General features: G+C 61.9%; 17 protein-coding genes and 2 pseudogenes. 9 read left to right on the top strand and 10 right to left on the bottom strand.

The genetic code is table 11. The features are described from left to right. The first annotated feature begins 39 nt into the window (after positions 1-39). A complete protein-coding gene (locus tag CKW21_RS09230) occupies positions 40-591 on the top strand; it encodes a TetR/AcrR family transcriptional regulator (protein WP_095193660.1) in 552 nt (183 codons plus the stop codon). 702 nt (positions 592-1,293) lie between these two features. On the opposite strand, the gene CKW21_RS09225 is transcribed toward CKW21_RS09230, so the two are convergent. Genes CKW21_RS09225 through CKW21_RS09215 form a run of 3 tightly spaced genes read right to left on the bottom strand, consistent with a single transcriptional unit; the run spans position 1,294 to position 4,834 of the window. Then, positions 1,294-2,529: a nucleoside permease gene (locus CKW21_RS09225; RefSeq protein ID WP_095193659.1), complete on the bottom strand. Its 1,236-nt coding sequence runs from the start codon at positions 2,527-2,529 to the stop codon at positions 1,294-1,296. A gap of 47 nt (positions 2,530-2,576) precedes the next feature. After that, positions 2,577-3,671, bottom strand: coding sequence for a sugar phosphate isomerase/epimerase family protein (locus CKW21_RS09220; protein WP_095193658.1), 1,095 nt, complete (start codon positions 3,669-3,671; stop codon positions 2,577-2,579). After that, a complete protein-coding gene (locus tag CKW21_RS09215) occupies positions 3,668-4,834 on the bottom strand; it encodes a Gfo/Idh/MocA family protein (RefSeq protein WP_095193657.1) in 1,167 nt (388 codons plus the stop codon). The genes CKW21_RS09220 and CKW21_RS09215 overlap by 4 nt, the downstream gene beginning before the upstream one ends. Before the next feature lie 175 nt (positions 4,835-5,009). Here CKW21_RS09215 and CKW21_RS09210 point away from each other — a divergent pair, with 175 nt between their 5' ends. Then, positions 5,010-6,017 (top strand): LacI family DNA-binding transcriptional regulator, encoded by a 1,008-nt coding sequence (locus CKW21_RS09210; protein ID WP_095193656.1) that lies wholly within the window; start codon positions 5,010-5,012, stop codon positions 6,015-6,017. Between the two features lie 189 nt (positions 6,018-6,206). Here CKW21_RS09210 and CKW21_RS32260 read toward each other — a convergent pair. From CKW21_RS32260 to CKW21_RS09190, 4 genes and pseudogenes are all read right to left on the bottom strand, one after another. Continuing rightward, positions 6,207-6,743 (bottom strand): annotated as a pseudogene (locus CKW21_RS32260) (methyl-accepting chemotaxis protein); the annotation flags it as partial. A gap of 324 nt (positions 6,744-7,067) precedes the next feature. Further along, a pseudogene (locus tag CKW21_RS32255) lies at positions 7,068-7,922 on the bottom strand (cache domain-containing protein); the annotation flags it as partial. A gap of 589 nt (positions 7,923-8,511) precedes the next feature. Continuing rightward, positions 8,512-8,850 (bottom strand): hypothetical protein, encoded by a 339-nt coding sequence (locus CKW21_RS09200; RefSeq protein WP_095193654.1) that lies wholly within the window; start codon positions 8,848-8,850, stop codon positions 8,512-8,514. A gap of 240 nt (positions 8,851-9,090) precedes the next feature. Further along, entirely contained in the window at positions 9,091-9,630 is a 540-nt protein-coding gene (locus tag CKW21_RS09190; protein ID WP_095193652.1) for a helix-turn-helix domain-containing protein, read from the bottom strand. Positions 9,631-9,729: 99 nt separating this feature from the next. Here CKW21_RS09190 and CKW21_RS09185 point away from each other — a divergent pair, with 99 nt between their 5' ends. Together CKW21_RS09185 and CKW21_RS09180 are read left to right on the top strand one after the other, a co-directional pair. After that, a complete protein-coding gene (locus CKW21_RS09185) occupies positions 9,730-10,353 on the top strand; it encodes an isochorismatase family cysteine hydrolase (RefSeq protein WP_095193651.1) in 624 nt (207 codons plus the stop codon). An 8-nt stretch (positions 10,354-10,361) separates the two neighbouring features. Further along, entirely contained in the window at positions 10,362-11,927 is a 1,566-nt protein-coding gene (locus CKW21_RS09180; RefSeq protein WP_095193650.1) for an aldehyde dehydrogenase (NADP(+)), read from the top strand. Positions 11,928-12,038: 111 nt separating this feature from the next. Here the strand turns inward: CKW21_RS09180 and CKW21_RS09175 are convergent, their stop codons facing one another. From CKW21_RS09175 to CKW21_RS09165, 3 genes are all read right to left on the bottom strand, one after another. Beyond that, positions 12,039-13,109: a GGDEF domain-containing protein gene (locus tag CKW21_RS09175; RefSeq protein ID WP_256590164.1), complete on the bottom strand. Its 1,071-nt coding sequence runs from the start codon at positions 13,107-13,109 to the stop codon at positions 12,039-12,041. Between the two features lie 225 nt (positions 13,110-13,334). After that, positions 13,335-14,231, bottom strand: a complete 897-nt coding sequence (locus CKW21_RS09170) for a hypothetical protein (RefSeq protein WP_095193648.1) — start codon at positions 14,229-14,231, stop codon at positions 13,335-13,337. A gap of 85 nt (positions 14,232-14,316) precedes the next feature. Continuing rightward, on the bottom strand, positions 14,317-15,240 hold the full coding sequence (locus CKW21_RS09165; RefSeq protein WP_095193647.1) for a LysR family transcriptional regulator: 924 nt from the start codon (positions 15,238-15,240) through the stop codon (positions 14,317-14,319). A gap of 174 nt (positions 15,241-15,414) precedes the next feature. Between CKW21_RS09165 and CKW21_RS09160 the strand changes: the two genes are divergently transcribed. From CKW21_RS09160 to CKW21_RS09140, 5 genes are all read left to right on the top strand, one after another. Next, positions 15,415-16,554, top strand: coding sequence for an iron-containing alcohol dehydrogenase (locus tag CKW21_RS09160; protein ID WP_095193646.1), 1,140 nt, complete (start codon positions 15,415-15,417; stop codon positions 16,552-16,554). Positions 16,555-16,661: 107 nt separating this feature from the next. Beyond that, a complete protein-coding gene (locus CKW21_RS09155; RefSeq protein ID WP_095193645.1) occupies positions 16,662-17,441 on the top strand; it encodes an enoyl-CoA hydratase-related protein in 780 nt (259 codons plus the stop codon). Position 17,442: 1 nt separating this feature from the next. Continuing rightward, positions 17,443-18,651, top strand: coding sequence for a CaiB/BaiF CoA-transferase family protein (locus tag CKW21_RS09150; RefSeq protein WP_095193644.1), 1,209 nt, complete (start codon positions 17,443-17,445; stop codon positions 18,649-18,651). 144 nt (positions 18,652-18,795) lie between these two features. Next, on the top strand, positions 18,796-19,842 hold the full coding sequence (locus tag CKW21_RS09145; protein ID WP_095193643.1) for a TRAP transporter substrate-binding protein: 1,047 nt from the start codon (positions 18,796-18,798) through the stop codon (positions 19,840-19,842). A gap of 33 nt (positions 19,843-19,875) precedes the next feature. Next, positions 19,876-21,753 (top strand): TRAP transporter large permease subunit, encoded by a 1,878-nt coding sequence (locus CKW21_RS09140; RefSeq protein ID WP_256590163.1) that lies wholly within the window; start codon positions 19,876-19,878, stop codon positions 21,751-21,753. Positions 21,754-21,779: the final 26 nt, after the last annotated feature.

Here is a 21,779-nt window from a genome sequence, read left to right as displayed (position 1 = left end):
CTTGCACAAGGCAAGCGCACCTGGCCACAGGAGCAGCTGATGAAAGTCACGAAAGACAAAGCCGCAGCGAACAAAGAAGCGATCCTCACGGCCGCGTCCCGGCTGTACCGCGAAAAAGGTATCGACGGCATCGGCATCGGCGAGCTCTCACGCTCAGTCGGGCTGACCCACGGCGGGTTTTACGGGCAATTTCCCGGCGGCAAGGAACAGCTGGCATCGGAAGCCGTGACCCGGACGTTCGAGACCAACATCCGCAATTGGCAGAACGCCAAATCGATTCCGGAACTGGTGAAGGGTTATCTGACCCAGAAACACCTGGATAACTGGACCGAAGGCTGCGCGATCCCCGCGCTGGCAGCCGATGTGGCCCGCACCGGCGGCACCGTCAGCCAGTCATTCACCCAAGGCATCGAGCAGTTTATTGAAATATTGATGCCTTTGGTTGAAGGCGAAAGCCAGGAGGAAAAACTTCAGCAGGCGCAGCAGGTCATTGCCTCGATCGCTGGCGCCATGCTCATTGCCCGGGCGGTGGACAAGCCTGAGTTGGCGAAGCAGTTTTTGAGGTCGGTGATCGATGGTTGGTCGTCTTGAAGGGGCACACTGGCGTTGGGTGTATATCCATTATTTGGGTGATGGCGACTTAAGGTTCCGCCCTTACGGCGGGTCACTTGGAAAAGCCCCAAGTAACCAAGGGCTCTTACCCCACCACTCGGTGCCTCGCTTAGGCTCGGCATGCCCTCACTCCGGCCATCGTGGTTTAACGGGGCGCCTGCAATCAAAAGCCAAAGCGAGGCGGCCTGACAGCCGACCTGGCTTTGGCAGATGTGCTCATTCCACTGTGGGAGCGAGCCTGCTCGCGAAGGTCGTCAACGATAACGCGCCCTGTCTGGAGGATCGCGTTGTATGGGCGTCTTTCGCGAGCAGGCTCGCTCCCACATTTGGATCGCGGATAGCTTTGCAATCAGGTCGGCTTTAAGGCCGCCTCGCTTTGGCTTTGGCTTTTGATCTTCTTGCCACCTCGAGAGGCCGAGAGGAGGTTCTGCGCAGTGGGTACCGCGGCAAGGATGCCGCGGTAGCCGCCCCCGGCCATGGATGGCCGATGGCGGCGGGCCCACGGAGCAGGACCGGAGCGAGGGCATGCCGAGCCTTAGCGAGGCACCGAACGAAAGGGGCAAAAGCCCTTTGGTTACTTTGGGGCTCTTCCAAAGTGACTCGCCGTAAGGGCGAAACCCTAAGTGGCCGTTACCGCAGAATCGGATATGTACACCATCCAAATCCGACAACCCTATGAACTCAGACCGACGTCTGTACCACCGCCGCCTGCCGCCCCTTGAACGCCAGGGAAAAACAGAAAAAGATCGCCAGGGCAAACCCGGCCGGGAACAGCCAGATGCTTTTCCAGTCATGCTCGCCCGCCGTCGTGGCGTAGTGATCCGTCACCTGCCCCGCCACCCAGAAACCGATCAGCATGCCCAGGCCGTAGGTCGCCAGGGTAATCAAACCCTGGGCGGAACTGCGGAAGCGTTCCGATGCCTTGGCGTCGGTGTAGATCTGCCCGGACACGAAAAAGAAGTCATAGCAGATGCCGTGCAAGGCGATACCGGTGAAGAGCATGAAAGCCAGGTCGCCATTGTTGCCGTAGGCGAACAACAGGTAGCGCAATGCCCACGCCAGCATGCCCACCAGCAGCGCAATCTTGATCCCGAAGCGGTGGATGAACAGCGGCAGCAGCAGCATGAACAGCACTTCGGAGACCTGCCCGATGGCCATTTTCGCCGTGGGGTTGGTCACGCCGATTTCCGCCAGGAACGGGTTGGCATTCTGGTAATAAAACGCCAGGGGAATGCAGATCAGGATAGAAGCGATGAAGAACACCAGATAGCTGCGATCCTTGAGCAACCCCAGGGCGTCCAGCCCGAGCATCTGCTTGAGGCCGCCATTGCCGGTCTCGTCTTTGAGTGGCGCGGTGCGTGGCAAGGTGAAGCTGTAGAGGCCCAGCAGCAAGGATGCAATGGCCGACATCAGGAAGGTGTTGCGCAACCCGCCCGCCGCAATCGCGGCCTGGGAGTCCCAGGCAAACACAAAGCTGATCACCAGACCGGCGACGATCCAGCCGAGGGTGCCCCACACGCGGATACGGGAAAACTCCAGCGCCGGATCGCTCATCTGCCGGAACGCCACGGAATTGACCAGGGCCAAGGTGGGCATGTAGATCATCATGTACGCCAGCACGTAGGGATAAAACGTGCTGAAGTCCGGCGCCCGATACAGTTGATAGAGCAACACCGCGCCCACCAGGTGCAGCACCGCGAGGATGCGTTCGGCATTGAAAAAGCGGTCGGCGATCAGACCGATCACGAACGGCGCGATGATCGCGCCCCAGGACTGGGTCGAGAACGCCATGCCGATCTGCCCGCCACTGGCGCCCAGGGTGCTGGCGAGAAAGGTGCCGAGGGTCACGAACCAGCCACCCCAGATAAAGAACTGCAGGAACATCATTGCGCTTAATCGCGCGGTCATCGTCGTCATGAGAGTCACCGTCTTATTGTTGTTTTTTCTGTGAGAGAGGATCGGTTTCAGGCGTCCGGCAGCCCCAACAGGCGTCGATTGAACGCTGCGTCGGCGGACACGCTGGCGAAATCATCGAACGCCTTGCCGGTCTTGCGGATCATGTGCCGCTCGATGAACGCCGCGCCTTCTGCGGCGCCTTGCGCGGAGTCCTTCAGGCAGCACTCCCACTCCAGCACGGCCCAGCCGCTGTAGTCGTATTGCGTCAGCTTGCTGAAGATTGATTTGAAGTCGATCTGGCCATCACCCAGGGAACGGAAGCGCCCCGGCCGCTCCACCCAGCCTTGATACCCGCCGTACACACCGGAACGGGCATCCGGACGGAACTCGGCGTCCTTGACGTGGAACATGCGGATGCGCGCGTGGTAGCGATCAATGAAGCCGAGGTAGTCCATTTGCTGCAGCAGCAGGTGGCTCGGGTCATACAGAATCGCAGCCCGTGGATGGTGATCGACCGCCTCCAGAAACCGCTCGAACGAGGCGCCGTCGTGCAGATCTTCGCCGGGGTGGATCTCGTAGCACAGGTCGACACCGGCCTCTTCGAAACAATCGAGAATCGGCAGCCAGCGCCGCGCCAGTTCGGCGAAACCTTGCTCGACCAACCCGCTCGGCCGCTGCGGCCAAGGGTAGATGTAGGGCCAGAGCAAAGCGCCGGAGAAGGTCGCATGGGCTTTCAAACCCAGGCGCTGACTGGCGCGGGCGGCCAGTTTCAACTGGTCGATGGCCCAGGCGGTGCGCGCCTCGGGCTGGCCGCGCAAATGAGCGGGTGCGAAGTCATCGAACAGCGTGTCGAACGCCGGGTGCACCGCCACTAATTGGCCTTGCAGATGCGTCGACAATTCACTGATCTCGACACCGGCCTGGGCACAGACGGCTTTCAATTCGTCGCAGTAGCTCTGGCTTTCGGCCGCCCGTGCAAGGTCGATGAACTGCGTGCCCAGGGTCGGCAACTGAATGGCTTTGTAGCCTTGGGATGCCGCCCACCGGGCGATGTTGGCCAGGGTGTCGAAAGGCGCTTGGGCGGACATGAACTGCGCGAGAAAAATCCCCGGACCGCGCAGGCCGGTTGAGGTTTGAGAGGTCACAGTCGTCTCCGGATTCATGGGTTGCACACCAGTTCGGTCCACTTGGCGTCGCCGCGATGGTTGGCGATGGCGGTCTCGATGAACGCCATGCCGCGCAGGCCGACGTCGATTCCGGGCACGCCCGGAGCATCGTGCCCGGCGACCTCGCCACGGATGGCATTGGCGAGATCGCCGTACAGGTTGGCCATGGCTTCGAGGTAGCCCTCGGGATGCCCGGCGGGCAAGCGCATACGCCGGCTCGCGGCTTCGCACAACCACGGCTGGCCGACGCCGGAACGCAAGATGCGCAAGGGTTGATCGAGGGCGCGATGGATCAGGCTGGCGGGTTCTTCCTGACGCCACTCCAACCCACCCTTGTCGCCGTAGACACGGATTTTCAGCGGGTTCTCTTCGCCGGCGCAGACTTGACTGGCGATCAGCACCCCACTGGCACCGTCGGCCATCTTGAACAACATCGAGGCGTCATCGTCCAGCTGCCGACCCTCGATGTGCACGCCCAGCATCGCGCTCAATTGCTGGATAGGCTGGTCCGCGACAAACTCGGCCAGGGAAAAGGCATGGGTGCCGATGTCCCCGATGCAGCCGCCCAACCCGGACTGTTCGGGCAAGTCGCGCCACGCTGCCTGCTTGTTGCCCTGCCCGGCCACATCCTGGCTGAGCCAGCCTTGCGGGTATTCGACGATCACCTTGCGCACCGCGCCGATCACGCCGCCGCGCACCATGTCGCGCGCCTGCCAGACCATCGGATACCCCAGATAGGTATGGGCCAGGCCATATAGGCGGTTGCTGCGTTCGACCACGGTTTTGAGTGCGATTAACTCGGCCAGATTCAGCGCCGCCGGTTTTTCGCTGAACACATGAAATCCGGCGCTCAAAGCCTGGCTGGCGACTGGCGCGTGCAGGTGATTGGGGGTGACGATCACCACCAACTCCAGGCGTTGTTCGGCGGGCAATGCACGTTCGGCCTCGAGCATCTGCCGCCAGTCGCTGTAGCAGCGTGAAGCCGGCAAGCCCAGCGCCACGCCGGTGTTCTGATTGTTTACGGCATCGCGGCTGAACGCACCGCACACCAGTTCAAAACGGCCATCGAGCCCGGCGGCCTGACGGTGGGCTTTCGCGATGAAGGCACCTTCGCCGCCTCCGACAAAGCCCATTCTTATTTTTGGCACTGCAGCGTTCATCGCAAAAGCTCTCTGTTGGCTGGAAACCGGTCATGATGTAACCGGTTACATCGTGCCCGAAATTTAGGCGCAGTCGGGCGAAGTGTCAAACTGCGGATTAACATCCACGGACATTTCAGTGCACCGGCGACCTGCGGTAAGCTCGCCGGCCGTGTGATCCGCAAACGAGGTGGTCTTGTCCAATATCCGTGAAGTAGCCCGGCTGGCCGGCGTCTCGGTGGCCACGGTGTCGAGGACACTGAAGTCACCCGAACGTGTGCTCCCCGAAACCCGGGACAAGGTCAACGCCGCCGTGGAACAAGCCGGTTACCGACCGAACCTGATGGCGGTGCAGTTTCGTTCGCGTCGCACCGGCAACCTGGTGATTCTGGTGCCAGCCATCGCCAACACCTTTTTCGCCCGGGTCATCAGCGGTGCGCAACAGGCTGCACAGGCCGCCCACTATCGGCTGCTGCTGTGCGACACCCAGGGCCGCGAAGACATCGAACGGGAATTCGCCGAGCTGGTGTACAACCATCAGGCCGACGGCGTGATCCAGTTGCGTGCGTTCGATCCGTTTTCAGAGCCCTTCCCCAACGCCGAACTCGCGCCCATCGTCAATGCCTGCGAAGTGATTCAGGGCGGGCGTCATCCCACGATCAGCCTCGACAATCGCGCCGCCGCCAAGGCCATGACCGAACATTTGATCGAACTCGGCCACCGGCGGATCGGCCTGATCAAGGGTCCGAAAAGCAGCCCGCTGACCCGCGACCGCGTGACCGGTTATCAGGATGCTTTAAGCGAGGCCGGAATCGATTGCGACCCGACGCTGATCTGTCACGGTGACTTCAGCCTGAAGGCCGGTCATGACGGCGCCACCGCAATGCTGGCATTGCCCGAACGCCCTACCGCGCTGTTCTGTGAAAACGATGAAATGGCCATCGGTGCGTTGAGACGCATCAAGCAACAGGGCTTGCGTGTCCCCGAGGATATTTCGCTGGTGGGGTTCGACGACATTCCCTTCGCGGCCTATTGCGACCCACCGCTGACCACCATCGCCCAGCCTGCTGAAGTGTTCGGCCAGAAGGCCGTCGAGATGCTGATCGCGTTGATCGAGAAAAAACCGCTGGCGCAGCGGCATGTGGTCCTGCCGTTCGAGTTGACGTTGCGCGGCAGCACGGCGGCGGTGCGACCGGCAAACTAGTGTCGCCTGACACACCGCCTTCGCGAGCAGGCTCGCTCCCACAGGGGCTCCGCCGTATCTGGTTTTTGTGTGCACTGAAGATCAAGTGTGGGAGCGAGCCTGCTCGCGAAGGCGGTGTGTCAGTCACATCAAATACTGAATGTGCCGACACCTTGCGAGCAGGCTGGCTCCCCAAAGGGAAAATCAGTTTCAATCCCTGAATTGCGTCAGTTGCTGGCTCAGCGAGCCGGCCTGATCGCGCAGTCGCACCGATTGCTCGAGCAGGCTACGGATCGCATGATCGTTCTGTTCGGAGATGCGGCTGACGCCCTGGATCGCCACAGACAGTTGCTCACCGGTGGCCGCCTGGCTTTGGGTCTGACGCGCCACTTCGCTGATGCGCGTCAGGATATCCTGGGCATGCTGGCGGATCTGATCCACACCTTGGGCCGAAGTGGTCAGTTGCACCACGCCCTGACGCACCGCTTCGCCGACCTGCTGGACGTTGGCCACGGTGTTGCGCACGTCCGAACCGATGGCGCCGATCATCTCGCCGATTTCACCGGTCGAGCGACTGGTGCGTTCGGCCAGTTGCCGGACTTCATCGGCCACCACGGCAAAACCACGCCCCTGCTCCCCTGCCCGCGCCGCTTCGATGGCCGCGTTGAGGGCCAACAGATTGGTCTGGTCGGCGATGCTGCGAATCACCGCGATGATCCCTGCTATCTGCTGCGAGCGTTTTTCCAGGTCGCCCACCGCGCCGGCAACCACGTCCATGGTCTGGTCGATGTGCGTGATGCCGGCCAGGGTCTGGCTCATGTCGGTGGAAATGTTGGTGGTCAGCACCTCGGTGTTGCGCGCCAGTTGCTCCACGTCTTCAGCCTGCTGGGACATCTCGGTCACCGAATGCGCCAGCGCGGTGACGCCGCTGGCCATCTCTTCGGTGGCGGTGTGCTGTGAAGTCGCCCGTTCGGCCACGGCCTGAGTGGTATCGCCCAGGTGATTGGAGATCTGCATCAGTGCCGTGCTGCTGTGGCGAATCGAACCCACCAGATCGCCCAGGCGCTGGATGAATTGGTTGAACGCGCCGGCCAACTTGCCGGTTTCATCGCCACTGCGTTGTTCGAAACGCAGCCCCAACTCGCCACCCCAGGCCTGAATGCCGACCGTCAGCCCCGACAGTGGACGAATCTGCCACGCCAGCAGGTGCCACAGCACAATGGCCAACACCAGCAACGCCACCAGGCCGATGACCACGGCGGTATAGAGGAAATGATTGATGCCCGCCATGGCCTCGGCCAGCGGGTAAGCCACCATCAACGCCCAGTTGTTCGGCGCCTTGCCGATACGCACCGGTTGCAGCACATAGCCCCAGCCATCGTGTTCGAAACTGTAGGGCTTGCCCGCCTTGATCGCATCCTTGGCGGCGGCCGGCAATTCATCGGCCGGCTGGCTCAGGCGCTTGGCATCAGGATGACTGGCGTACAGGCCGTCGCTGGAAACCAGCGCGCCGTAGCCTTTGTAGGCATCGATGGTCGAGAGCTGACGGTTGATGCTTTCCAGCGGGATATCGACCCCTGCCACGCCCACCGCCTTGCCACCCTGCAACAGCGGCACCATGATCGACACCAGCATGATCTGCTGACCACTGCCAATGCTGTAGACATAGGGTTCGGACGCCCATGGCTGGCGTGTATGCAGTGGCCGGTAGTAATACTGGTTGTCGGCATTTTCCGGGGTGTAACCGCTCAACGCCTCGGACTTCACTGTGCCACTGGCACGGTTCCAGTAGGTCAGATAACGGCCCGTGGCGTCATGATTGGGCTGGTTGACGAACTCACTGTCCTTGCCATCGAATGCGTTTGGCTCCCAGTACTGCCCAAGGCCCAGCAGCTTGGAATTGGCTTCGAACAGCTGGCGGGTCATGGCATCGGCGGTCTTGCGATCGACCTGCTGTTGCTGCATCGCCGTGGCGACACTGGCCAGGGATTCGGCCACGGTGTAACCGGTACCGAGTTCGACTTCTACTTCCTTGGCATTGGCCTTGACGATGGTATCGACCAGCGCAAAGGTTTCTTTGACGGAGGAGCCATAGGCGATGTAGGCGATGGAACCCAGCAGCAGCGCCATGACGACGACAGTTCCAGTCAGCGCTGTCCAGAACAGCTTGAAGTGCAGTGAGCGATTAGGCATGAGCATTCTCGAATGAGCGATACGTCAGCCAGCACAGCCCGCGCAAAAATGTGAGTGCAGCCGCCCTGCTGGCAAGTGATTTATAGTTGATATTATTTTGCCACTATATCGATGGGCAAGGCCTCGATGCAACCGAAATGAACAGGTGTTCAATCAAGAAAATGGCTGGAGAAAATGGGGTATCAAACGCTGCGTAGACACTTCTGACACGGCCCTTGTGGCGAGGGAGCTTGCTCCCGCAGGACTGCGCAGCAGACCCGTTTTTCAGGTCGCTTCGCGCCCAACGGGAGCAAGCTCCCTCGCCACAGGTTTATTGTCGCTCTCAAAGGCATGCCTGCGCAGCACGCTCCAGTGAGGAAGCCCCGAACGTCGATGCCAGCAGCGCGCGTTCATACAAGTACACCTTGCCGCCCTCTGACGTTTTGTAAGCCTCGAGCACATCGTTCGCCGTGACCTTGCTCGCCACTACAATGCGATAGCTGCGCTGGGTTTCCGAGACCGTCGCGTGCAGCGAATCTTCCTGCAGTTTCGGCAACACGCATTGCGCGTAATCCGCAGGCGCCTTTTTCGTCTGCAAGGTCAGGGTCGGGTCGTTAGGGGTAGAAGCACAGCCCGACAACAGCAAGGAGGCGGCAATAGCCAGTCGGGAAATCATGTTCATCGCGCCAATTCCTGGAGAAGCGTTTTAGGTAGGCGCGATTTTCCTTGTTTGTCGCAGACAACAGAACTTGTGATGGGTGATGGTCACTATTATTCGAACGAATAGTTGATACCTTCCTCTCTGTGGGAGCGAGCCTGCTCGCGAAAAACCACAGGACACCGCGATCATTCAGGCTGGACGCGTTATCGTTGGCGTCCTTCGCGAGCAGGCTCGCTCCCACAGGGGGAACGCGTTCGATCGTTAATTCGCGAGTTTTTCACCTGCAGCCACAGACTCCGCCCCACGATGCCCCTTGAACGCTTCACGCCGTGCCTGTCGCTCCTGGACATAGGCCGCCGAAGGCTCGCTGATCAGTTCTTCACGGCGTAGCAACTCTCCACAATGCTCGCAAAGCGGCCCCAAACCGGCGAGATGACCACAGCGGCGGTGGGTATAACGCACCGCCAACTCTTCATTCTCTGATTTGCACCAGGTTTCTCCCCAGGCACGCAGGGCCAGCACCACCGAGTAAAACGCCTCGCCCTTGGCGCTCAGGTGATATTCGTAACGCAGCGGCCGTTCATTGTAGGGGCGACGCTCGACCATCCCGTCCGACTCCAGACTTTTCAAGCGCGCAGCGACCATCTGCGGCGTACCTCCGGTCTGCGCCTGGATCTCGTCGTATCGATGGTTGCGCATGAACAACTCGCGCAACACCAACACCGTCCATCGATCTCCGACGATGTCCTCGGCCCGTGCAATCGGGCACAAAGTTTCAGGACTACTCTTTTTTACGGCCATGCAGGCTTGCCTCTTTCACAGTAACTATGATTATCATATCTACACCATGCCGGGGCAAGCCCTTGGCACAGGTCAGCCAACCTCTCTGGAGAATTCGTCATGTCGAACGCTGCCTACCCGCTGGATCGCACCGCCTACCTGCTGGTCGATCCCTACAACGATTTCCTGTCCGAAGGTGGCCGGGTCTTTCCCTTGATCAAGCCGATCGCAGAGCAGGTCGACCTGCTCGATAACCTGCGAGCCCTGGACCGGACTGTTCGCGCCCTGGACATTCAGGTGGTCATCGTACCGCACCGTCGCTGGGAAAAAGGCGACTACGAAAACTGGGATCACCCAAGTCCTTCCCAATGCAAGATCCAACACATGCACCACTTCGCCCGTGGCGAATGGGGTGGCGAATGGCACCCCGATTTCGCACCGAAGGAAGGCGACATCATCGCCTCGGAGCATTGGGGCTCGAGCGGTTTTGCCAACACCGACCTGGATTTTCGCCTCAAGCAAAAAGGCATCACCCACGTGATCATCGTCGGTCTGCTGGCCAATACCTGCATCGAAGCCACCGCCCGTTACGCCCAGGAACTGGGCTATCACGTCACCCTGGTGCGCGACGCCACCGCCGCGTTCAAGCCGGAAATGATGCACGCCGCCCATGAGTTGAACGGTCCTACTTTCGCCCATTCGATTGTGACGAGCGAGCAACTCATCGCCACCCTGAAGCAGTGAGTTCAAACATGAAATTGACTGGAAACCTCCTGATCGGCAACCGTGAAGTCCCTGCCAGCGAAGGCACCATGAAGGCGCTCAACCCCGCCTCCAACCAGTGTATCGAACCGGATTTCGCCTTCGGCGGCATCGCCGATGTCGACCTGGCGGCGTACCTTGCCGACGAGGCATTCGACCATTACAGCCATACCTCGCTCGCCGAGCGTTCGGCGTTCCTTGAGCGCATCGCCGACAATCTCGAGGCCGTGAGCCAGGAACTGGCGGCACGCACGGCGCTGGAAACCGGTTTGCCCGAGGCCCAGTTTTTGGGCGAAGTCGCCAGGGCCGCCACCCAGTTCCGTCAGTTCGCCGATGTCGTTCGCAAAGGACGTTTTCTGCATCTGGCCATCGATCCCGCCCAGCCCGATCGCCAGCCACGCCCGCGCATGGATCACCGCCTGCAGAAAATCGCCATTGGCCCGGTGGCCGTTTTCGGGGCGAGCAACTTCCCCATCAGCTACTCGGTGGCCGGGGGCGATACCGCCTCGGCACTGGCAGCGGGCGCAACGGTCATCGTCAAGGCCCATAACGCTCACCCGGGTTCCTCGGAAATCCAGGCCCGCGCCATCCTCAAGGCCGTGCAGGAAAGCGGCTTGCCGGAAGGCGTGTTCTCGATGGTGCGTGGCGGCGGCAACGCCATTGGCGAAGCCCTGGTCGACCATCCGTTGATCAAGTCCGTGACCTTCACCGGTTCCGAACAGGGCGGCATGGCGCTTTATCGCCGCGCGCAACTGCGCCCTGACCCGATCCCGGTGTTTACCGAGATGACCAGCGTCAACCCGACGTTCATCCTGCCTCAGGCACTCGCCGCACGAGGCGCGCAGATCGGTGACGGCTTTGTCGAGCGCATGCTGGTCAATGTTGGCCAGGCCTGCCTCAAGCCGGCGATCCTGATCGCGGTCGAAGGCCCGGGCTTCGAGGCATTGCGCACCGCCATGGTCAAGCGGGTGACCGATGCACCGGCGCGGCCGATGCTGACGCCCGGGATTCACGGGGCTTACCTCAGTGGCCTCGACCAGTTGCAAAGCGCCGGTGCAACCCTGGTTGCCATCGGCTCGGTGGCCCATGCCGACCTTGATGGGCGATCAGCATTGCTTGAAGTCGACGGCCAGCGTTTCCTGGCCGAGAAAGCATTGGCCCATGAAGTCTTCGGGCCGGCGGCATTGCTGGTGAAGGTCAAGGATGAAGCCGAGATGTTTGCGGTCGCCCGCTCGCTTCGCGGTCAGCTCAGCGCGACGCTGCATCTGGAGGAAGGAGACATGGAACTGGCCCGGCGCTTGTTGCCGGTGCTGGAGCGGCGCACCGGACGGATCGTGGTCAACGCCTTCGCCCATCCACAGGAGGTTTCTTTCGCGACTATCCATGGCGGACCGTTCCCGGCTTCGTCGGACAGCCGCTTCACCTCGGTGGGCATGACCTCCATCGAACGCTTCCTGCGCCCGGTGACGTACCAGGGCTTCCCGGATGCGTTGCTGCCGCAAGCACTGCGTGAGCTCAATCCCCTGGGATTGCCGCGTAGCGTGGAGGGTCAGTAACCGATATGTGGGAGCGAGCCTGCTCGCGAAGGGGTCGTATCAGTCACCAACGATGGCGGATGCCAGGCCGCTTTCGCGAGCAGGCTCGCTCCCACAGGTAATCGGGTCAGGTCAGGAGAACGCGGTTGCCGGGGTGTTCTGCATGGCACACACCCGGTTCCGCCCATCACGCTTGGCCTGGTACAACCCGTCATCAGCACGGGTCAGCAGGCTTTCCAGGTTGTCGCCGGGTCGCACGAAGGCCACGCCGAAGGACGCAGTGATGGTGTCCAGTACGGTGTCGGTGCCCCGCGCCTTGATCCGCAACGACTGGACCTTCAGGCGCAACAGCTCGGCGAAGGCACAGGCGTGGTCAAGATCAGCGCAGTCTTCGAGCACCACGCAGAACTCTTCGCCGCCGTAACGCGCGGCAAAGGCGTTGGGCGCCAGCGCACCGCGCAACACCTGACCGACATGCTGCAATACCCGGTCGCCCAACGGGTGGCCGTATTGATCGTTGAATTGCTTGAAGTGATCGATGTCCAGCATCACCAGCGCCACACGTGCGGTGCCCCTGGCCAACGCCTGCTCCAGCATGCGGGTGAATGCCGTCCGGTTCAGCAGCTCGGTCAAGCCATCCAGCGTCGCCGCTTGTTGCGCACGCTCGAGTTTGTCGCGCAACGTCTTGATCTCGTTTTGCGCCGAGTGCAGTTGGGAAAGGAACTGCTCCTGCTGACGCTGCATCAGCCGGGTGCTCTGCTGCAGTTCGTTCAAGATGCCCGGCAAGCGATCGCTGACCGGTTCCTCAAGCATCTCCAGGCACTCCCCGAGTCGATTCTGGAAATTGACACTGCCCCTGACGCTGCGCGACACATCGCGCTCCATGCCATCGACCAGCGTGATGACCTGTTGCTGCTCCGCGCGGGCATCTTCCAGCTCGTCACGGATGATGTACTCGCGAAACAACCGGGTCGCGGACTCCGGCGGGCAACCGTCGAAGTCTCTGACGACCCGGTCCAGATGGCGATTGAGTTCCGGTTCCTGGCCTTTGCTGTAGGTGTACCACAGCGCGTAATGCACCGGATTGGGCGGGATATTGTGGCGAACCATCAGGGGAACGGCTTGCTTGAGCAGCGCCGCCGCCTCGCGGGAGTCTTCCGGATAAAGCGCTAGAACATTCGCACGCGATTCAGATTGGCTCATAACATCACTGTGGTTGTTAATCATTGGCATTAAAGCAGCGCGCTGAGCATACCGATACGCCTGACAAACGGCTATCCCGGTTTGAATTGAACAGGCGATTTGATGCCTCGCCAGACCCATTGTGGGAGCGAGCCTGCTCGCTAATGCGATGTATCAGACAACATTGATGTCGACTGAAACGCCCTCTTCGCGAGCAGGCTCGCTCCCACAAGGGATCCAACGGCTTCAGGGCCGGATATAAGGCTCGATAAATCCGCAACCGAGGATTTCGTTCAGGCGCCTGGCATCGCTCAAACGCCGAAACAGCCCCGGCGTCATCCACGGCGCACGGCCGTCGACATTGGGCGCCCCCAACCCGGTCCGCAGATCGTCGATCAGAATCGAGCGGGTTTCGAAGGAGATCCGCGTCAATCCAGTGCTGTTGCCGACGCCGACATGGGCATGTGCGCCGGAAAAGGCAATCAGGCTGCCCGGTGCGATATCGACGGCAATGCCCTGCTGCGGATCGATCGCCTCCAGCAGATGCGGGATGGCCTCGTCGGCATCCACCGCGTTGCGACCGTCGCGATGGGAGCGTTGCAAAATCGCCCGCATGTCGAAATCCGCACTGGAATTGAGCAGCGGTCGCTGCCACAACGCCGGATACAAGGCGAAGGTGCGCCCCGTGGTGATCGGATAAATCGGTGCCCACCAATTGGTCTGGGCATACAGATTCGAGCCCCAGGTGTCGCGGTGAAAGGCGATGGTGGCCGTGGTGCGGGCGCGTGGCACGACGTGCTGCGGCTCACGGTGCGGCTGAAAACGCAGGTGCAAGCGATCGCAAGCCAGGGCATCCAGGTCAATCCCGATGCTCTGGACGACAGCCTGCCAGCGCCGCTGGACTTCGGCAGAGCTGGCGAAAGCGTTCTGGCACCGGGAAAAACGTACGGTCTGCTCGCTGTGGCTCAGGTGACGATGAATCGCTGGCGGCGACCACGGATGCAGCGCCTCTTCGAGCAACTCACGGGCGACCGCCACCAGCGCCGCCATGGTCGGCAAGTCAGTGACGCGAATGATCTCGGCGGCATAGATCCGGTCGTGAAACTGCCGAGCGCCGCCCGGTATGTCCAGCGCGCTGTACATGGCCTGAAGTCCCCTGGAATGCGCGTCTGACTCTAGCGCCGCACTCTCGCTGAGCAAAGGCTCAGCAGAAGCAAAAAGCAGCGGATCAGGTTGGGTTCAACAACGCCTGGCGCAGCAGCCTGGCCGCCGGTGAATCCGGTACGCCTTTGCGCGAAACCAGCTCATACGGCTCGCTGCGCGAGGTAATGGCCAGCGGCAGCGTGGTGGTGAAGCCGTTGCCGGAACAGAAATTCGCCACGTCGGTGGAGACCAGCGCCACCAGCGTCGGGTTCTCCTGCAACAACGACAGCGTGGCAAAGGCCGACGTGGTTTCCAGCAAGTGCACCGGAAAGCGCAGGTTGGCTTCGTGGAATTCCCGTTCCAGCAGCAGGCGCATGGGCATGTTGGCGCGGTAGACCACCCAGCGATAATCCACCAGATCCTTCAAGGTCAGCCTCCTGGCATAGGCGAATGGATGCTGGGTGCTGGCGATCACCGCCAGGGTTTCCTCGACGAAAGTCGCGCTCTCATACAGATAGGGTGTGGTGCTGATGGTGGTGCGACAGATCGCCAGGTCCAGTCGTCCGGCATCGAGCTGGCCCAGCAGTGCGGCGCTGGTGTCTTCGACGATCTCCACGGACATTTTCGGGTTGTCGGCGATCACCCGGCTGATCGCCGTGGTCAGCAGCGGCACGGCGCCCATGATGGTGCCCACCGACACCCGCCCGCCCTCGCCGCTCATGATGCCGATGATCTCTTCGCGCAGGTGCGCAAGATCGGTCTGGATCAACCGCGCGTAACGAATCACCGAGCGCCCGGCATCGTTTGGCTCAAGCCCGCGGTTAGTGCGGGTGAACAGCGAAGTGCCGAAGGTGGTTTCGATTTCCTGCAGCGCCTTGCTCGCGCCGGGCTGGGTCAGGGCCACCTGCTTGGCCGCGCCCAGCAAGGATCCGTGCTCATCAAGGGCTATCAACAAGCGCAATTGCTTGATGTGCAAACGGGACATGATCGAGTTGAGTGAGGGCGTCATCAGGGTTAACTAAAAGTTATAGAGGTATCGAAAGTTGTCAGTATCGGGGTCACCACGACGGCCCTATAGTCCACTCCACAGTCAGGCAATGCAATGGGTTTGACCATAGCGCCACGGCGCTGGCGCCGCGAACCGATTGCGACAATAACAATCCTGTATAACTTGTGGTGAATCATGTCCCTCATCAATTACGTCACCAAAATCCAGTTCGGCTACGACAGCCTGGCGCACCTGGCCGCCGAAGCCGAGCGTGCCGGCATTACCCGTGCACTGATTGTCACCGATCCGGGCGTGCGCAATGCCGGCATCGTCGACAAGGTCATCGCCGCTCTCGGTGCCGACCGCCCTTACACGATCTTCGACGCGACCCCACCCAACCCGAACGAACACGCCGTGCGTGAAGCGGTCGCGCAATACCGCCAGGGCGAGTGCGACGGCATCATCGCGGTTGGCGGTGGTTCCTCCATCGACCTGGCCAAGGGTGTGGCGGTGTGTGCCACCCATGACGGCCCGCTGCAAAGCTTTGCGGTGATCGAGGGCGGACTGGAACGCATCACCTCGGCCACCGCGCCGTTGATCGCGATCCCGACCACCGCCGGTACCGGCAGCGAAGTCGGCCGAGGGGCCATTCTGATTCTCGACGACGGTCGCAAGGTCGGCGTGATCTCCCCCTATGTCGTACCCCGCGTGGCCATCTGCGATCCCGAACTGACCCTCGGCCTTCCCCCGATGCTCACGGCCGCCACCGGCATGGACGCTATCGCCCATTGCATCGAGACCTTCATGGCGCCGGCCTTCAACCCGGCCGCGGACGGCATCGCCCTCGACGGTCTGTGGCGCGCTTGGGGCCACATCGAGCGCGCCACCGCCGAGCCCGGTGATCGCCAGGCGCGGTTGAACATGATGAGTGCGTCGATGCAGGGCGCACTGGCGTTCCAAAAAGGCCTGGGCTGCGTGCACAGCCTGTCCCATGCCTTGGGTGGCATCAATCCGAAACTGCACCACGGCACCTTGAACGCGATATTCCTGCCGGCGGTGGTGCACTTCAACGCTGACTCCCCCACCGTGCGCAACGAGCAAAAGCTCGAACGCCTGCGCCATGCCATGGGTCTGGCAGCGGACGCCAACATCGGCTCGGCCATCGAGGCCATGACCCGGCGCCTGGGCCTGCCGACCCGCCTGAGCGAAATCGGCGTCGACGAAAGCCTGTTCGAGCACATCATCGAGGGCGCGCTGCACGATCACAGCCACAAGACCAACCCGCGCGAGGCATCCAGCGCGGACTACCTGACGATGCTCCGGCAATCGCTGTAAGCACCGCCGCACCCTGCTTTCCAACAATAAAAATTCAGGAGGCCAACCCATCGCCGCAATCACGCTTACGTTCTCGTGAAACGTGAAGCAGCGATGGCAGAACAACCATGAAGCCCACTGTCCTTTTCGAACGGCAAGACAACCTTGCCATCGTCACCCTCAGCAACCCGGGAAAAATGAACGCCCTCAACCTGTCCATGTGGCAGGACCTTGGGGACGTCATGAGCACACTGTCCGCCGACCCGAGTGTGCGCTGCGTGGTGTTGCGCGGCGAAGGCGAACAGGCCTTTGCCGCCGGTGCCGACGTTGGTGAGTTTCCAAACGTACGCGCCAATCCTTCCCAAGCCCGCGTGTATGCCGAAGTCACCTCGGCGGCGATGCGCGCGGTTGCCGACTGCCGGCACCCGGTGATCGCGATGATCCACGGCGTGTGCGTCGGCGGCGGCCTGGAGATCGCGGCGCTGTGCGACTTGCGCATCTGCAGCACGTCCAGCCGCTTCGGCGCGCCGGTCGGCAAGCTCGGCCTGGTCATGTCCTATGACGAAATGGCCGGGCTGGTGGCGCTGGCCGGGCGTTCCACCACCCTGGAAATCCTCCTCGAAGGTCGCATCCTCGATGCCCAGGACGCCTACGTGAAAAACCTCGTGACCCGGGTCGTCGCCGACGCCGAAGTCGAGAGCGAAACCCTCGCCACCGCCCGGCGCATCGCCAACGGCGCGCCTCTGGTCGCCCGCTGGCACCGCCAGGCCGCACGCCAGCTCGAAGCCGGCCAGGCGCCCAGTGCGGCGCAGATCGACCACAGCTACTTCTGCTACGTCACCGACGATTTTCAGATCGGTCTCAAGGCGTTCATCGCCAAAGCCAAACCACAATTCGAGGGTAAATGACATGGGACCGCTGACAGGAATGCGCGTGGTAGAACTGGCTCACATCATGTCCGGGCCGGTGTGCGGCATGATGCTGGCCGACATGGGTGCCGACGTGGTCAAGGTCGAGAAAGTGCCCGACGGCGATGACTCCCGGCGCTTCTCGCCGATCATGGCCAGCGGCGAGTCCGCCTCGTTCATGGTGGTCAACCGCAACAAGCGCGGCATCGGCCTGAACCTCAAGACCGACGGCGGCCGCGACGTGCTGCGTCGCCTGCTGATGGACGCCGACGTGGTCACGGAAAACTACCGCGCCGGCACCATGGAGAAATTCGGCCTGGGCTACGACACGCTGAAAACCCTGAACCCGGGGCTGATCTACTGCGCGATCTCCGGTTACGGCCGCAGCGGCCCGTTCGGCGACAAGGGCGGTTTCGACCTGATCGCCCAAGGCATGAGCGGCATGATGAGCATGACCGGTGAAGCCGGGCGTGAGCCGGTCAAGGCCGGTTCGCCGGTGGCCGACATCAACTCCGGCATCCTCGCCGCGCTCGGTATCTGCGCCGCTTACGCCGCCAAACAAAGAACCGGGCTGGGGCAAATGGTCGACACCTCGCTGTTCGAGGCCGGCCTGCAACAGATGTTCTGGCCGGCGGCGGCCTACTTCGCCGATGGCACCATCCTGCCGAAAATGGGCTCGGCCAACTCCACCAGCGCACCGTACCAAGTGTTCCGCACCGCCGACGGCTGGATCAACATCGGCGCCGCCAACCAGGCCAACTACGAACGCCTGGTCGAAGCCCTGGCCGTTCCGCAACTCAAGGCCGACCCACGTTTCGCCAGCAACGCCCTGCGCATGCAGCACCGTCTGGCACTGGTGGAAATCCTCAACGAAGTGCTGGTGGCCCGCACCACCGATGAGTGGATGGTGCTGTTCGACAGCCTCGGCCTGCCCGCCGGACCGGTCCTGGACATCGCCGCCGCCCTCGCCCACCCGCAAACCCGGGCACGGGGCATGGTGGTGGAAACCGAACACCCGACCGAAGGCCGCGTGCGCGGCATGGGCCTGCCGATTCACTTTTCCGACATGGACAACGCTCCGCCACACACCAGCCGCCCGGCACCGTTGCTCGGCGAGCACACCCGCGAGGTGCTCAAGGAAAGCGGTTATGCCGAAGACGAAATCGATGACCTGATTCGCAGCAAGGCGGTGCTGGCGCTGGCCTCCTGAACCGCCGAATCGATACCTGTGGGAGCGAGCCTGCTCGCGAATGCGGTGTGTCATTCAGCATAAATGTTGACTGACCCGGCCCCTTCGCGAGCAGGCGCCCTCCCACAAAAAGAACAACAAGAACAAAAACAAAAGGTGAACAACATGAGCCGTATCTTGACCGAAGCCGTCAGCCGCCGATCTTTCCTGGTCGGTGCCGGCGTCACCGTTGGCGGTGCATTCGCCGCCAGCCTGCTACCCACCAGCGGCGTGTTTGCCGCGACCAAACCCATCGTGTTGCGCTACAGCAGCAGCCTGCCCGACACCCATCCGCTGAACAAACAGATGAAGGCCGCGTCCGAAGCGATCAAGGCCGAAACCAACGGCGCCGTGGACCTGCAGGTGTATGCCAACGCCTCCATGGGCGGCGACACCGACATGCTGTCCCAGGTACGCGCCGGTGCGGTGGATTTCATTCCCCTGCCCGGTGCGATTCTCTCCACCCTGGTGCCGGCGATGTCCATCGAGAGCATGCCGTTCGCCTTCAAGGACTATGAAACTGTCTGGGCCGCGCTGGACGGCAAACTGGGCGACTACGTGCGCGCCCAGACCACCAAGGTCGGGCTGGTCCCGATGGAGAAAGTCTGGAACAACGGCTTCCGCCAGATCACCAGTTCGACCCGCCCGATCAACACCCCTCAAGACCTCGCCGGCTTCAAGTTACGTGTACTGGTCAGCCCATTGTGGACCTCCATGTTCAGCGCCCTCGGTGCCGCCCCCACCGGCATCAGCATCAACGAAACCTACTCGGCGTTGCAGACCAAAGTCGTCGACGGCCAGGAAAACCCGCTGGTGGTGGTCGAGTCGGCACGTTTCTATGAAGTGCAGAAATATTGCTCGCTGACCGACCACATCTGGGGCGGTTTCTGGATCCTCGGCTCGGGCAAGACCTTCCCGAAACTGCCCAAGGACGTGCAGGAAATCGTCTCCCGGCAGATCAACGCCGCCGCTCTGGTTCAACGTCAACAAGTGATCGACCTCAACGCCAGCCTGGAACCGTCGCTGACCGCCCAGGGCATCACCTTCAACAAGGTCGACCGCTCACTGTTCCGCGCCGACCTGCAGAAGAAAGGTTTCTACACCCAGTGGAAACAGAAATACGGCGATGAAGCCTGGAACCTGCTTGAACAATACGCGGGTCAATTGTCCTGAGTCGGAGACACAGTCATGAAAAACGAGATACCTATGACGGACGTTTCTCCTGCTGAACGACTCAGCCCACGCCACACCGCACTGCGCCTTGGCCGCTCCCTCGACACCGCCCTGCGCTGGGCGACCGAGGGCAGCGCCGCGCTGCTGGTGATCCTCGAAGTCACCTTGCTGTTCTGCAACGTGTTCTCCCGCTACGTGCTCAACCAGCCGATTGTCTGGGGCGACGAAATGGCCTCGCTGCTGTTCCTGTGGCTGGCGATGCTCGGTTCGGTGGTGGCGATGCGGCGCGGCGAGCACATGCGCCTGACCTCGTTCATCACCCGCCTGCCGGCGGAAAAACGCGCCTTCGTCGACACCTTCGGCGCGGTGATCGTCATCACCTTTATCGTGATGCTGTTCTCGCCGGCCTGGGAGTTCGTCAGTGATGAATGGATCATCACCACCGCCGCCCTGGAAATTCCCAACGCGTTTCGCGTGTCGGCCATCGCCGTCGGCCTGAGCCTGATGCTGTTGACCTGCGTCGCACGGCTGTTGACCAGCGCACGGCTGATCGACTTCACCGTGTCGGTGGCGATGCTCGGCTCGCTGGCGGCGCTGCTCTGGGCCGGTGAAGGCACCCTGCTGCTGATGGGCAACTGGAACCTGATCGTGTTCTTCATGATCGGCGTGATGGGCATGATCGTCATCGGCGTACCGATCATGGTTGCGTTCGGCCTGGCCACCGTGGCGTATCTGTCGACCATGACCAGCACGCCGCTGACCCTGGTGGTCGGCCGCATGGACGAAGGCATGGCCAGCCTGATCCTGTTGGCGATTCCGTTGTTCGTGTTCCTCGGCGCACTGATCGAAGCCATGGGCATGGCGCGGGCGATGATCCGCTTCCTGTGCTCGTTGATTGGCCATGTGCGCGGCGGGCTGTCCTATGTGCTGATCGGTGCTATCTACCTGATCTCGGGGATTTCCGGCTCGAAAGCGGCCGACATGGCAGCCATCGCCCCGGCGCTGTTCCCGGAAATGAAGAAACGCGGCGAAGATGAAAACGAGCTGGTGGCGATGCTCAATGCCTCCGGTGCGATGTCGGAAACCATCCCGCCGAGCCTGGTGCTGATCACCATCGGTTCGGTCACCGGTGTGTCGATTTCCGCGCTGTTCACCGGCGGTTTCATGCCGGCGGTGGTGGGTGCGATTGCCATGGCGGTGGTGATCTGGTGGAAAAACCGCAAAGGCGAGGCTTCTACCGGCAAACGCGCCTCGGGCAAGGAAATCGGTCATTCGCTACTGCTGGCGATACCGGCCCTGGCCCTGCCCTTCGTGATCCGCACCGCAGTGGTCGAGGGCGTCGCGACTGCCACCGAAGTGGCCGCCATCGGCGTCGCCTACACCTTTATCGTCGGTTTGCTGTGCTACCGCTGCTTCGAGTGGAAGCGCCTGTACCCGATCCTGGTCAGCACTGCGTCGCTGTCCGGCGCGATCCTGATCATCATCGGCAGCGCCACCGCCATGGCCTGGGCCTTGACGCAGTCGGGCTTCTCCCACCAGCTGGCGCAGGTAATGTCGACCGTACCCGGTGGCGCCTGGGGTTTCCTGATCATCTCCGCCGTGGCCTTCATCCTGCTCGGCAGTTTCCTGGAGGGCATTCCGGCCATCGTGTTGTTCGGGCCGCTGCTGTTCCCGATTGCCAAGACCATGGGCATCAACGATGTGCACTACGCCATGGTCGCGATCTTCGCCATGGGCCTGGGTCTGTTCGCGCCGCCATTCGGCGTGGGGTTCTATGCCGCCTGCGCCATCGCCAAGGTCGACCCGAGCGGTGCCATGCGCCGGGTCTGGCCGTACCTCGGTGCGCTGGTCGTAGCCCTGGCGGTGTTGATCGCCGTGCCGTGGATCTCCATCGGTTTCCTGCCGTCCTGAATCACCTTTTGACACCCCTGCCGACG

The organism is Pseudomonas sp. Irchel 3A7, assembly GCF_900187565.1.
GTDB lineage: Bacteria > Pseudomonadota > Gammaproteobacteria > Pseudomonadales > Pseudomonadaceae > Aquipseudomonas.
The sequence above is the reverse complement of the archived record's forward strand: the minus strand, read 5'-3'. Positions and strand labels throughout refer to the sequence as shown.

Coding starts and splice junctions, on each gene's coding strand:
- CKW21_RS09230 (WP_095193660.1), top strand. CDS start 40: ATGAAAGTCACGAAAGACAAAGCCGCAGCGAACAAAGAAGCGATCCTC.
- CKW21_RS09225 (WP_095193659.1), bottom strand. CDS start 2,529: ATGACGACGATGACCGCGCGATTAAGCGCAATGATGTTCCTGCAGTTC.
- CKW21_RS09220 (WP_095193658.1), bottom strand. CDS start 3,671: ATGAATCCGGAGACGACTGTGACCTCTCAAACCTCAACCGGCCTGCGC.
- CKW21_RS09215 (WP_095193657.1), bottom strand. CDS start 4,834: ATGAACGCTGCAGTGCCAAAAATAAGAATGGGCTTTGTCGGAGGCGGC.
- CKW21_RS09200 (WP_095193654.1), bottom strand. CDS start 8,850: ATGAACATGATTTCCCGACTGGCTATTGCCGCCTCCTTGCTGTTGTCG.
- CKW21_RS09190 (WP_095193652.1), bottom strand. CDS start 9,630: ATGGCCGTAAAAAAGAGTAGTCCTGAAACTTTGTGCCCGATTGCACGG.
- CKW21_RS09185 (WP_095193651.1), top strand. CDS start 9,730: ATGTCGAACGCTGCCTACCCGCTGGATCGCACCGCCTACCTGCTGGTC.
- CKW21_RS09180 (WP_095193650.1), top strand. CDS start 10,362: ATGAAATTGACTGGAAACCTCCTGATCGGCAACCGTGAAGTCCCTGCC.
- CKW21_RS09175 (WP_256590164.1), bottom strand. CDS start 13,109: ATGAGCCAATCTGAATCGCGTGCGAATGTTCTAGCGCTTTATCCGGAA.
- CKW21_RS09170 (WP_095193648.1), bottom strand. CDS start 14,231: ATGTACAGCGCGCTGGACATACCGGGCGGCGCTCGGCAGTTTCACGAC.
- CKW21_RS09165 (WP_095193647.1), bottom strand. CDS start 15,240: ATGACGCCCTCACTCAACTCGATCATGTCCCGTTTGCACATCAAGCAA.
- CKW21_RS09160 (WP_095193646.1), top strand. CDS start 15,415: ATGTCCCTCATCAATTACGTCACCAAAATCCAGTTCGGCTACGACAGC.
- CKW21_RS09155 (WP_095193645.1), top strand. CDS start 16,662: ATGAAGCCCACTGTCCTTTTCGAACGGCAAGACAACCTTGCCATCGTC.
- CKW21_RS09150 (WP_095193644.1), top strand. CDS start 17,443: ATGGGACCGCTGACAGGAATGCGCGTGGTAGAACTGGCTCACATCATG.
- CKW21_RS09145 (WP_095193643.1), top strand. CDS start 18,796: ATGAGCCGTATCTTGACCGAAGCCGTCAGCCGCCGATCTTTCCTGGTC.
- CKW21_RS09140 (WP_256590163.1), top strand. CDS start 19,876: ATGACGGACGTTTCTCCTGCTGAACGACTCAGCCCACGCCACACCGCA.